The 11,530-nt window shown below is 57.9% G+C and carries 11 protein-coding genes; 8 read left to right on the plus strand and 3 right to left on the minus strand.

What is annotated here, in order from left to right; genetic code table 11:
• Positions 1 to 12: 12 nt before the first annotated feature.
• The gene (locus RHN82_RS10330; RefSeq protein ID WP_047052187.1) at positions 13 to 1,533 is read right to left on the minus strand and encodes a YifB family Mg chelatase-like AAA ATPase; all 1,521 of its coding nucleotides are present in this window, start codon (positions 1,531 to 1,533) and stop codon (positions 13 to 15) included.
• A 340-nt stretch (positions 1,534 to 1,873) separates the two neighbouring features.
• Here RHN82_RS10330 and ilvL point away from each other — a divergent pair, with 340 nt between their 5' ends.
• The 7 genes from ilvL (at position 1,874) to ilvA (ending at position 8,424) form a co-directional block, all read left to right on the plus strand.
• Entirely contained in the window at positions 1,874 to 1,972 is a 99-nt protein-coding gene (gene ilvL, locus RHN82_RS10335; RefSeq protein WP_001311244.1) for an ilv operon leader peptide, read from the plus strand.
• 86 nt (positions 1,973 to 2,058) lie between these two features.
• Positions 2,059 to 2,109: a peptide IlvX gene (ilvX, locus tag RHN82_RS10340; RefSeq protein WP_166792073.1), complete on the plus strand. Its 51-nt coding sequence runs from the start codon at positions 2,059 to 2,061 to the stop codon at positions 2,107 to 2,109.
• A 2-nt stretch (positions 2,110 to 2,111) separates the two neighbouring features.
• On the plus strand, positions 2,112 to 3,758 hold the full coding sequence (ilvG, locus tag RHN82_RS10345; protein ID WP_023304625.1) for an acetolactate synthase 2 catalytic subunit: 1,647 nt from the start codon (positions 2,112 to 2,114) through the stop codon (positions 3,756 to 3,758).
• The gene (gene ilvM, locus RHN82_RS10350) at positions 3,755 to 4,018 is read left to right on the plus strand and encodes an acetolactate synthase 2 small subunit (protein WP_003860184.1); all 264 of its coding nucleotides are present in this window, start codon (positions 3,755 to 3,757) and stop codon (positions 4,016 to 4,018) included. Before ilvG ends, ilvM begins: the two co-directional genes overlap by 4 nt.
• 18 nt (positions 4,019 to 4,036) lie before the next feature.
• A complete protein-coding gene (ilvE, locus tag RHN82_RS10355; RefSeq protein ID WP_003860182.1) occupies positions 4,037 to 4,966 on the plus strand; it encodes a branched-chain-amino-acid transaminase in 930 nt (309 codons plus the stop codon).
• A 60-nt stretch (positions 4,967 to 5,026) separates the two neighbouring features.
• A complete protein-coding gene (ilvD, locus tag RHN82_RS10360; protein WP_008501574.1) occupies positions 5,027 to 6,877 on the plus strand; it encodes a dihydroxy-acid dehydratase in 1,851 nt (616 codons plus the stop codon).
• 2 nt (positions 6,878 to 6,879) lie between these two features.
• Complete coding sequence (ilvA, locus tag RHN82_RS10365) at positions 6,880 to 8,424, plus strand: threonine ammonia-lyase, biosynthetic (RefSeq protein WP_100245298.1); 1,545 nt, start codon at positions 6,880 to 6,882, stop codon at positions 8,422 to 8,424.
• Positions 8,425 to 8,469: 45 nt separating this feature from the next.
• On the opposite strand, the gene ilvY is transcribed toward ilvA, so the two are convergent.
• The gene (gene ilvY / locus RHN82_RS10370; RefSeq protein ID WP_017382574.1) at positions 8,470 to 9,360 is read right to left on the minus strand and encodes an HTH-type transcriptional activator IlvY; all 891 of its coding nucleotides are present in this window, start codon (positions 9,358 to 9,360) and stop codon (positions 8,470 to 8,472) included.
• Between the two features lie 152 nt (positions 9,361 to 9,512).
• Here ilvY and ilvC point away from each other — a divergent pair, with 152 nt between their 5' ends.
• A complete protein-coding gene (gene ilvC, locus RHN82_RS10375) occupies positions 9,513 to 10,988 on the plus strand; it encodes a ketol-acid reductoisomerase (RefSeq protein WP_006808634.1) in 1,476 nt (491 codons plus the stop codon).
• A gap of 38 nt (positions 10,989 to 11,026) precedes the next feature.
• Here ilvC and trmL read toward each other — a convergent pair whose 3' ends face one another.
• Positions 11,027 to 11,500: a tRNA (uridine(34)/cytosine(34)/5-carboxymethylaminomethyluridine(34)-2'-O)-methyltransferase TrmL gene (gene trmL / locus RHN82_RS10380; RefSeq protein WP_003860178.1), complete on the minus strand. Its 474-nt coding sequence runs from the start codon at positions 11,498 to 11,500 to the stop codon at positions 11,027 to 11,029.
• Positions 11,501 to 11,530 lie beyond the last annotated feature (30 nt).

The raw sequence follows: 11,530 nt of genomic DNA on the forward strand, positions 1-11,530 counted from the left end.
CGGCCCCTTTTTTTACGCCAGCATTTTTTGCAGATGCAACAGCAGCCGATCGATCGCACGGTAACTTAATGCCTCCTGCAAATGCCGCCTCTCTATTCCGGGGCAGCCCTCCACGTCGGCGACCGTGCGCGCAACTTTCAACAAACGCTGCCACGCGCGAATGGATAGCCCAAACCGCGTCAGTGTCTCTTCCAGCCAGCCTGCATCTTCAGCGTTGAGAGAACAAAACTGTCGGATCCCACTGTTATCCAGCCGGGCATTCAGCCTGTTTTGACGAGCATACTGCCGCGCCTGCGCCGCAATAACCCGTTCACGCACAGCTGCTGAGCTTTCGCCTTTGATACCGGTTTGCCTCAGCAGACCGGGTGGGGGCAGGGGGATCTCGAGAGATAAATCAAAACGGTCGAGGAAGGGGCCGGACAGCTTACTCAGATAGCGCAGCGTCTGCTCTGGCGTACAGCGGTTATGGTTGCCCTGATAATGACCCGTAGGGCTAGGGTTCATCGCGGCGACCAGCTGAAACTGCGCAGGGTAGCTTATTTTGGCCCGTGTACGAGACAGATGGATTTCGCCGGATTCAATCGGCTCCCGCAATGCATCCAGCACGCGGCGTTCAAACTCTGGCAATTCATCCAGGAAGAGAATGCCGTTGTGCGCCAGTGAGATTTCACCCGGACCGGGGATCGAACCCCCGCCCACCATCGCGGTAAGAGACGCACTGTGGTGTGGAGAGCGGAAAGGACGGCGGCGCCACTGTTTATGCAGCGACGTAGAACTGACCAGGCTAAATATCGCGGCGCTTTCCAGCGCTTCGTGATTATTGAGGGGTGGCAACAGGCCGCTCAATCTGCTCGCCAGCATCGTTTTCCCCGTGCCTGGCGGACCTATCAGTAACAGGTTATGCCCACCCGCGGCCGTTATCTCTAACGCCCGTTTACCCTGTTCCTGACCCATAATATCGCTGAGATCCTCGGGCGAATCTGGCGCCACCTCGTCATTCTCCTGCGGCTCGGCAAGCTCGTGTCGGCCTTCCAGCCAGGCGCAAACCTCCTGCAAATGTCCCGCGACAAGACACCCCTTTTCGGCAATAAGGCTAACTTCAGAGGCATTTTCATTGGCCACAATGATTTGTCTTCCCGCGCGTATGGCTTCAAGCGCACCCGAGATTGCTCCGGGAACGCCTCTTAACGCGCCTGTAAGCGCTAATTCACCCACGAACTCGCACGAGCCTAGCCCTGGCGTATTGAGCTGTTCAGAAGCCGCGAGAAGCGCTATAGCAATAGGTAAATCATATCGCCCTCCCTCCTTTGGCAAATCGGCGGGCGCAAGGTTGATGGTGATCTTCTTCGCCGGAAAAGCATAACCGCTATTAATAATTGCGCTGCGCACGCGATCCCTCGCCTCTTTGACGGTCGTTTCTGGTAAGCCGACCAGCGTCAGTCCGGGCAGTCCATTACTTAAATGAACCTCTACAGAAATAAGCGGTGCCTTCACGCCGATGGCCGCGCGTGTATAAACAACTGACAGTGACATAAGCCCTCCTTGGTGGTGACTATGCCAGTATCATTTTTTCCTGTTTAGCGCTAATGCACTGATTTACGGCGCTCGTTCCAGCCTTTTAGCGGCAAAATGCAATCATTACATGTGGGTGGAATTGGCCTCGCAGAAAAGAAATCATGCGCCCCTTGCCTGATGAAACAGGACAAAAAAATGAAAAATCTTCATTTCTATTTTTTCCCTATATAAAACAACGATTTTGAAAGAAATAGTTCGCCTGCTACAGAAATAGGTCATAAAAAAATCTTGTGTCAGATGAAATATCTGTGGTAACTCTTTAGGTATTCCTTCGAACAAGATGCAAAAAGAACTGAAAATGACAGCCCTTCTACGAGTGATTAGCCTGGTCGTGATTAGCGTGGTGGTGATTATTATCCCACCGTGCGGGGCTGCACTTGGACGAGGAAAGGCTTAGAAATCAAGCCTTAACGAACTAAGACCCCCGCACCGAAAGGTCCGGGGGTTTTTTTATGACTAAAAAACTTAAATGAGGAGCAGAGAATGACGACTAGCACAAAATTCTGTTTCTCCAGATTTATGACGGGGAACTAACTATGAATGGGGCACAATGGGTAGTACATGCGTTGCGCGCGCAGGGAGTCGAAACCGTATTCGGTTATCCGGGTGGCGCAATTATGCCGATTTACGATGCACTGTATGACGGCGGCGTGGAACACCTCTTGTGCCGACACGAGCAGGGCGCAGCGATGGCCGCCATCGGTTATGCCCGTGCAACCGGTAAAACCGGCGTCTGTATGGCCACCTCCGGTCCGGGCGCAACGAACCTGATCACCGGCCTGGCTGACGCGCTGCTCGACTCCGTACCCGTGGTGGCGATCACCGGCCAGGTGGCCTCTCCGTTCATCGGCACCGACGCTTTCCAGGAAGTGGATGTGCTCGGTTTATCGCTGGCCTGCACCAAACACAGCTTCCTCGTTCAGTCTCTCGAAGAGCTGCCGCGGGTGATGGCCGAAGCGTTCGAGGTTGCCAGCTCTGGCCGTCCTGGCCCGGTTCTGGTTGATATCCCGAAAGATATCCAGGTTGCACTCGGCGATCTGGAGCCACATTTCTCTACCGTGGAAAGTGATAATGCGTTCCCGCATGCAGAGGTGGAAGAGGCGCGTCAGATGATGGCGCAGGCCAAACAACCGATGCTGTACGTAGGCGGCGGCGTGGGTATGGCGCAGGCTGTTCCGGCGCTTCGCGCGTTCATTGCGACCACGCAAATGCCCGCCACCTGCACGCTGAAAGGTCTCGGTGCGGTAGAGGCGGATTACCCGTACTACCTCGGCATGCTGGGGATGCATGGTACCAAAGCGGCAAATCTGGCGGTGCAGGAATGCGACTTGCTTATCGCCGTCGGCGCCCGTTTTGACGACCGCGTTACCGGCAAGCTGAATACCTTCGCGCCGAACGCCAAAGTGATCCATATGGACATCGACCCGGCGGAGATGAACAAACTGCGTCAGGCGCATGTCGCGTTGCAGGGCGATCTTAACGCGCTGTTACCGGCGCTGGAGCAGCCGCTGGATATCAACCCATGGCGTCAGCACACTGCTGATATGCGTACTGAACACGCGTGGCGTTACGATCACCCAGGCGACGCCATCTATGCGCCGCTGCTGTTGAAACAGTTGTCCGACCGTAAACCGGCAGACAGCGTGGTGACGACGGATGTCGGCCAGCATCAGATGTGGTCAGCCCAGCACATGACCTACACTCGCCCGGAGAACTTCATCACCTCGAGCGGCTTAGGCACCATGGGCTTCGGCCTGCCTGCCGCTGTGGGTGCTCAGGTTGCCCGCCCGAACGATACCGTGATCTGTATCTCCGGTGACGGCTCCTTCATGATGAACGTCCAGGAGCTCGGCACCGTGAAGCGTAAGCAGTTACCGCTGAAGATCGTCTTGCTCGATAACCAGCGTTTAGGCATGGTTCGCCAGTGGCAGCAGCTGTTCTTCCAGGAACGTTACAGTGAAACCACCCTGACCGATAATCCCGATTTCCTCACTCTGGCCAGCGCCTTCGGCATTCCTGGCCAGCACATCACCCGTAAAGACCAGGTTGAAGCAGCACTCGACACCATGCTGTCAAGCGAAGGGCCATACCTGCTTCATGTCTCAATCGACGAGCTTGAGAACGTCTGGCCGTTGGTACCGCCCGGTGCCAGTAACTCACAAATGCTGGAGAAATTATCATGATGCAACATCAGGTCGCCGTGCAGGCTCGCTTCAACCCGGAAACGTTAGAACGCGTATTGCGCGTGGTTCGCCACCGTGGCTTTCAGATTTGCTCTATGAATATGGAAACGGCCACCGACGCGCAGAACATCAGTATCGAATTAACCGTTGCCAGCCCGCGGCCGGTCGACTTACTGTTTAGTCAGTTATCAAAACTGGTAGACGTTGCCCATGTTGCCATCTGCCAGAGCACAACCACATCACAACAAATCCGCGCTTAAGCGTGACAGGACGAAAAAATGACGACAAAAAAAGCTGATTACATTTGGTTCAATGGTGAGATGGTTCGCTGGGAAGACGCGAAAGTTCACGTGATGTCCCACGCGCTGCACTACGGCACCTCCGTGTTTGAAGGGATCCGTTGCTACGACTCTCACAAAGGGCCAGTGGTGTTCCGCCATCGCGAACACATGCAGCGTCTGCATGACTCAGCCAAAATTTATCGTTTCCCGGTCTCTCAAAGCGTTGATGAGCTGATGGAAGCCTGCCGCGAGGTGATTCGCCAGAACAAACTGACCAGCGCCTATATTCGTCCGCTGGTCTTCGTGGGGGATGTCGGCATGGGCGTCAACCCGCCCGCTGGCTATAACACCGATGTGATCATTGCTGCGTTCCCGTGGGGCGCCTACCTGGGCGCGGAAGCGCTGGATCAGGGGATCGACGCAATGGTTTCTTCCTGGAACCGCGTGGCGCCAAACACTATCCCGACTGCGGCTAAAGCGGGCGGTAACTACCTTTCCTCACTGCTGGTCGGCAGCGAAGCGCGCCGTCACGGCTATCAGGAAGGTATCGCGCTGGATGTGAATGGCTACATCTCCGAAGGCGCAGGTGAAAACCTGTTTGAAGTGAAAGACGGCATTCTGTTCACCCCGCCGTTCACCTCGTCCGCGCTGCCGGGCATCACCCGCGACGCCATCATCAAGCTGGCGAAAGATCTGGGTATCGAAGTGCGCGAGCAGGTGCTGTCCCGCGAATCCCTGTATCTGGCTGACGAAGTGTTCATGTCCGGTACCGCGGCTGAAATTACGCCGGTGCGTAGCGTTGACGGCATTCAGGTGGGCGAAGGCCGCTGTGGCCCGGTGACCAAACGCATTCAGCAAGCCTTCTTCGGCCTCTTCACCGGCGAAACAGAAGACAAATACGGCTGGTTGGATCAGGTTAATCACTAAGTATAAATGTGGGACGGCACGCACCGTCCCATTAAATAGTCAGACGGGAGTAAATAAAGCATGCCTAAGTATCGTTCAGCCACCACCACCCACGGCCGTAATATGGCGGGTGCCCGCGCACTGTGGCGCGCCACCGGAATGACCGACGCCGATTTCGGCAAGCCAATTATCGCCGTGGTGAACTCCTTCACCCAGTTTGTGCCGGGCCACGTGCACCTGCGCGATCTCGGTAAGCTGGTTGCCGAGCAAATCGAAGCCTCCGGCGGCGTGGCGAAAGAGTTCAACACCATTGCGGTGGATGACGGTATCGCAATGGGCCACGGGGGGATGCTCTATTCACTGCCGTCGCGCGAGCTGATCGCCGACTCGGTGGAGTACATGGTTAACGCCCACTGCGCCGATGCGATGGTCTGTATCTCCAACTGCGACAAAATCACCCCGGGGATGCTGATGGCTTCCCTGCGCCTGAACATTCCGGTGATCTTCGTCTCCGGCGGCCCGATGGAAGCGGGTAAAACCAAGCTTTCCGACAAAATCATCAAGCTCGACCTGGTCGATGCGATGATTCAGGGCGCGGACCCGAAAGTCTCTGACGAGCAGAGCGACCAGGTGGAACGTTCCGCGTGCCCGACCTGCGGCTCCTGTTCCGGGATGTTCACCGCCAACTCCATGAACTGCCTGACCGAAGCGCTGGGCCTTTCTCAGCCGGGCAACGGCTCGCTGCTGGCAACCCACGCCGATCGTAAACAGCTGTTCCTTAACGCCGGTAAGCGCATCGTTGAGCTGACCAAACGCTACTACGAGCAGGACGACGCCAGCGCGCTGCCGCGTAACATCGCCAGCAAAGCGGCGTTCGAAAACGCCATGACGCTGGATATCGCCATGGGCGGTTCCACCAACACCGTTCTGCACCTGCTGGCCGCCGCGCAGGAAGCTGAAATCGACTTCACCATGAGCGACATCGACAAGCTCTCCCGCAAAGTGCCGCAGCTGTGTAAAGTCGCGCCGAGTACCCAGAAGTACCACATGGAAGATGTCCACCGTGCGGGTGGCGTGATTGGTATTCTCGGCGAGCTGGATCGTGCCGGGCTGCTGAACCGCGACGTGAAAAACGTGCTCGGCCTGACGCTGCCGGAGTCGCTGGAGCAATACGACGTGATGCTGACCAAAGACGACGCGGTGAAAAACATGTATCGCGCCGGTCCGGCGGGCATCCGTACCACCCAGGCGTTCTCGCAGGATTGCCGCTGGGACACGCTGGATGACGATCGCGCCGAGGGCTGCATTCGCTCGCTGGAACATGCCTACAGTAAAGACGGCGGTCTGGCCGTGCTGTACGGTAACTTCGCGGAAAACGGCTGCATCGTGAAAACCGCAGGCGTGGACGACAGCATCCTCAAATTCACCGGTCCGGCAAAAGTGTATGAAAGCCAGGACGAAGCGGTAGACGCCATCCTCGGCGGCAAAGTGGTGGAAGGCGATGTGGTGGTCATTCGCTACGAAGGGCCGAAAGGCGGTCCGGGCATGCAGGAGATGCTCTACCCGACCACCTTCCTGAAATCGATGGGCCTCGGCAAAGCCTGCGCGCTGATCACCGATGGTCGTTTCTCTGGCGGCACGTCAGGCCTCTCCATTGGCCACGTCTCGCCAGAAGCGGCAAGCGGCGGCAATATCGCGATCATTGAAGATGGCGACCTGATCGAAATCGACATTCCGAACCGCGGCATTCAGCTGAAGCTGAGTGACCAGGAGATTGCGGCCCGTCGTGAGGCGCAGGAAGCCCGCGGCGACAAAGCCTGGACGCCGAAAGATCGTCAGCGTGAAGTCTCCTTCGCCCTGCGCGCTTACGCGAGCCTTGCCACCAGTGCAGATAAAGGCGCGGTGCGCGATAAATCTAAACTTGGGGGCTAATGATGGCCGAGTCACAACCCTTATCCGCCGCCCCGGAGGGGGCGGAATACCTGAGAGCGGTGCTACGCGCGCCGGTCTATGAAGCGGTGCAGGTCACGCCCCTGCAAAAAATGGACAAACTCTCTTCGCGTCTCGACAACGTCATTCTGGTGAAGCGTGAAGACAGGCAGCCGGTGCACAGCTTTAAGCTGCGCGGCGCCTACGCGATGATGGCCGGGCTGACGGACGAGCAGAAAGCCCGCGGGGTGATTACCGCCTCGGCGGGCAACCACGCGCAGGGCGTGGCGTTCTCCTCGGCGCGTCTGGGGCTGAAGGCGCTGATCGTGATGCCGGTTGCCACCGCAGATATCAAGGTTGACGCGGTGCGCGGGTTCGGCGGCGAAGTGCTGCTCCACGGGGCCAATTTTGACGAAGCGAAAGCCAAAGCGATTGAGCTGGCGCAGCAGCAGGGCTTCACCTGGGTGCCGCCGTTCGACCACCCGATGGTGATTGCCGGGCAGGGTACGCTGGCGCTGGAACTGTTGCAGCAGGACGCCCATCTCGACCGCGTTTTCGTCCCGGTGGGCGGCGGTGGCTTAGCCGCAGGTGTGGCGGTGCTGATCAAACAGCTGATGCCGCAGATCAAAGTGATTGCGGTTGAAGCGGAAGACTCTGCCTGCCTGAAGGAGGCGCTGGACGCTGGCCATCCGGTGGATCTGCCGCGCGTCGGGCTGTTCGCCGAGGGCGTGGCGGTGAAGCGCATTGGCGATGAAACGTTCCGTCTGTGCCAGGAGTATCTCGACGATATCGTCACCGTCGACAGCGACGCTATCTGCGCGGCGATGAAAGATCTCTTCGAGGATGTGCGTGCGGTGGCGGAACCGTCCGGCGCGCTGGCGCTGGCGGGAATGAAAAAATACATCGCCCAGCACAATATTCGTGGCGAGCGTCTGGCGCACGTGCTTTCCGGCGCCAACGTGAACTTCCACGGTCTGCGCTACGTTTCCGAGCGCTGCGAACTGGGCGAACAGCGTGAAGCGCTGCTGGCGGTGACCATTCCGGAAGAGAAGGGCAGCTTCCTGAAGTTCTGTCAGCTGCTGGGCGGCCGTTCGGTAACGGAGTTCAACTACCGCTTTGCCGACGCCAAAGATGCGTGCATTTTTGTCGGCGTGCGTCTGAGCCGGGGCGTGGAGGAGCGTAAAGAGATCCTCAGCCTGCTGCATGAAGGCGGCTACAGTGTGGTCGATCTCTCCGACGACGAGATGGCGAAGCTGCACGTGCGTTACATGGTCGGCGGCCGTCCATCCAAGCCGCTCAAGGAACGCCTGTTCAGCTTCGAGTTCCCGGAATCGCCGGGCGCGCTGCTCAAGTTTTTGCACACGTTGGGCACGCACTGGAACATCTCTCTGTTCCACTACCGCAGCCACGGCACCGACTATGGCCGCGTGCTGGCGGCGTTCGAACTGGGCGAGCACGAGCCGGATTTCGAAACGCGCCTGAACGAGCTGGGCTATGAGTGCCATGACGAAACCCACAACCCGGCGTTCCGTTTCTTCCTGGCGGGCTAAGGGTTGAACTGCGTGTAGGCCGGGTAAGCGCAGCGCCACCCGGCTTTAGTGGTTCGGCAATATCTTCCAGAACGCATCAATAAGCGGCTCATGCAGCCGCTTTTTTTGTGCGCACACGCCTAGCTCGAACGGCGTTTTCTCGTCGCTGCGTTCTAAAATCATCACGCGATTGCGCACTGGCTCCGGGCTGTTTTCCAGCACCACTTCCGGCAGCAGCGCCACGCCGCAGCCGAGCGCCACCATCGATACCATCGCCTCATGGCCGCCGACCGTGGCGTAAATCGACGGGTTGCTGATCTTCTGGCGGCGGAACCACAGCTCGATGCGGCGACGCACCGGCCCCTGATCGGCCATGATAAACGGCACCGTCGACCAGTCCGGTTTCTCCACCGAGACCTGGTTGCGCACCGGGCAGGGCAGCGCCGGGGCAATCAACACTACCGCCAGATTCTCAAGCATCGAGAACGCCACCGCCCCCGGCAGCGTTTCCGGTTTTCCGGCAATCGCCAGATCCGCTTCGCCCGTTACCACTTTTTCCATCGCGTCGGCGGCATCGCCGGTGGTGAGCTTAATTTCAACCGACGGATGTTCCGCACGGAAGCGGTCGAGAATGGGGGGAAGATGGCTGTAGGCAGCGGTCACGGAACAGAAAATATGCAGCTCGCCGGAAAGCGACGGCCCCTGCTGGTCGATGGTGTGCCGCAGCTGCTGATACTGTAATAACGTCTGCTGAGCAAAGATGCGCAGCTCTTCACCGGCTTCCGTGAGAGTGACGGTGCGGTTATCGCGCACGAACAGCGGCTGGCCGAGGTCTTCCTCAAGGCGCTGGATCTGGCGCGACAGCGTGGAGGGGCTGACGTGCATCGCCCGGGCGCTGCGGCCAAAGTGACGGCTTTCCGCCAGGTGCAGGAACATTTTCAGATCGCGTAAATCCACCGATTCCACTCCCTCTTTTTACATTGCAAAAATTGCAATGTGACGTTGTGAATATATCAATTTCCGCAATAAATTTCCTGTTGTAATGTGGGTACATTCTCGCTGAAACGCGAACCGAACAATAAGACACACAACATCACGAGGTATCACCCATGGCTAACTACTTTAATACACTGAACTTGCGCCAGCAGCTGGCGCAGCTGGGCAAATGCCGCTTCATGGCGCGCGATGAATTTGCCGATGGCGCGAGCTACCTTCAGGGTAAAAAAGTGGTCATTGTCGGCTGTGGCGCACAGGGTCTGAACCAGGGCCTGAACATGCGTGACTCCGGGCTGGATATCTCCTACGCCCTGCGCAAAGAAGCGATTGCTGAAAAGCGCGCTTCCTGGCGTAAAGCGACCGAAAACGGCTTCAAAGTGGGCACCTACGAAGAGCTGATCCCGCAGGCGGATCTGGTGGTTAACCTGACGCCAGACAAGCAGCACTCTGACGTTGTGCGTTCCGTACAGCCGCTGATGAAAGACGGCGCCGCGCTGGGTTACTCCCACGGCTTCAACATCGTTGAAGTGGGCGAGCAGATCCGTAAAGACATCACCGTAGTGATGGTGGCACCGAAGTGCCCGGGCACCGAAGTGCGCGAAGAGTACAAACGTGGCTTCGGCGTACCGACGCTGATCGCCGTTCACCCGGAAAACGATCCGAAAGGCGAAGGCATGGCGATTGCCAAAGCCTGGGCAGCGGCCACCGGCGGTCATCGTGCGGGCGTGCTGGAATCTTCCTTCGTTGCGGAAGTGAAATCTGACCTGATGGGCGAGCAGACCATCCTGTGCGGCATGCTCCAGGCCGGCTCTCTGCTGTGCTTCGACAAGCTGGTGGAAGAAGGCACCGACCCGGCATACGCGGAAAAACTGATTCAGTTCGGCTGGGAAACCATCACCGAAGCGCTGAAGCAGGGCGGCATTACGCTGATGATGGACCGTCTGTCCAACCCGGCAAAACTGCGCGCGTTCGCACTCTCTGAACAGCTGAAAACCATCATGGCGCCGCTGTTCCAGAAACATATGGACGACATCATTTCCGGCGAGTTCTCTTCCGGCATGATGGCGGACTGGGCGAATGACGATAAGAAACTGCTGACCTGGCGCGAAGAGACCGGTAAAACCGCGTTCGAAACCGCACCACAGTATGACGGCAAGATCACCGAGCAGGAGTACTTCGATAAAGGCGTCCTGATGATCGCGATGGTGAAAGCGGGCGTTGAGCTGGCATTCGAAACCATGGTGGATTCGGGCATCATTGAAGAATCTGCGTACTATGAATCGCTGCACGAGCTGCCGCTGATCGCGAACACCATCGCCCGTAAGCGTCTGTATGAGATGAACGTGGTGATCTCCGATACCGCCGAGTACGGTAACTACCTGTTCTCTTACGCCTGCGTACCGCTGCTGAAAGAGTTCATGACCACCCTGCAAGCGGGCGATCTGGGCCAGGCGATTGCGGAAGGTGCGGTTGATAACGCGCAGCTGCGTGACGTCAACGAAGCGATTCGCAGCCACGAAATCGAGAAAGTGGGCCAGAAACTGCGCGGCTACATGACCGATATGAAACGTATCGCGGTAGCAGGCTAAACATGACGAATCGGGTGGCGTAAGCCACCCGAACTGTTTTAGCTACGCAGTATCGCGCCGGGATAACCCAGCTGGCGCCACGCCTCATACACCACCACCGACACCGCATTCGACAGGTTCATGCTGCGGCTGTCCGGCATCATCGGAATACGAATTTTCTGCTCAGCGGGCAGGGCATCCAGAATGGTGGCCGGCAGGCCGCGGGTTTCCGGACCAAACATCAGATAATCCCCGTCCTGATAGCTTACGGCGCTGTGCGCTGGCGTACCTTTGGTGGTCAGGGCGAACATGCGCTGTGGTTTTTCGGATCCCAGAAACGCGGCGTAATCGTGATGACGAACGACGGCGGTAAACTCATGGTAGTCCAGCCCCGCGCGGCGCAGACGTTTGTCGTCCCACGTAAAGCCCATCGGCTCAATGATGTGCAGACGAAAACCGGTGTTGGCGCACAGGCGGATAATATTGCCGGTATTCGGCGGAATTTCTGGTTCGAATAAGACGATGTTAAGCATGCTGCCCCCTTAATTGCGGGGGCAGAATAG

The organism is Enterobacter cloacae complex sp. EB5, from assembly GCF_031432835.1.
Classification (GTDB): domain Bacteria; phylum Pseudomonadota; class Gammaproteobacteria; order Enterobacterales; family Enterobacteriaceae; genus Enterobacter; species Enterobacter hormaechei_C.

Bases quoted from the DNA above. Each gene is read 5' to 3' on its own strand.
- ilvM (WP_003860184.1), top strand. From the start codon at position 3,755: ATGATGCAACATCAGGTCGCCGTGCAGGCTCGCTTCAACCCGGAAACG.
- ilvC (WP_006808634.1), top strand. From the start codon at position 9,513: ATGGCTAACTACTTTAATACACTGAACTTGCGCCAGCAGCTGGCGCAG.
- ilvG (WP_023304625.1), top strand. From the start codon at position 2,112: ATGAATGGGGCACAATGGGTAGTACATGCGTTGCGCGCGCAGGGAGTC.
- ilvD (WP_008501574.1), top strand. From the start codon at position 5,027: ATGCCTAAGTATCGTTCAGCCACCACCACCCACGGCCGTAATATGGCG.
- RHN82_RS10330 (WP_047052187.1), bottom strand. From the start codon at position 1,533: ATGTCACTGTCAGTTGTTTATACACGCGCGGCCATCGGCGTGAAGGCA.
- ilvE (WP_003860182.1), top strand. From the start codon at position 4,037: ATGACGACAAAAAAAGCTGATTACATTTGGTTCAATGGTGAGATGGTT.
- ilvL (WP_001311244.1), top strand. From the start codon at position 1,874: ATGACAGCCCTTCTACGAGTGATTAGCCTGGTCGTGATTAGCGTGGTG.
- ilvA (WP_100245298.1), top strand. From the start codon at position 6,880: ATGGCCGAGTCACAACCCTTATCCGCCGCCCCGGAGGGGGCGGAATAC.
- trmL (WP_003860178.1), bottom strand. From the start codon at position 11,500: ATGCTTAACATCGTCTTATTCGAACCAGAAATTCCGCCGAATACCGGC.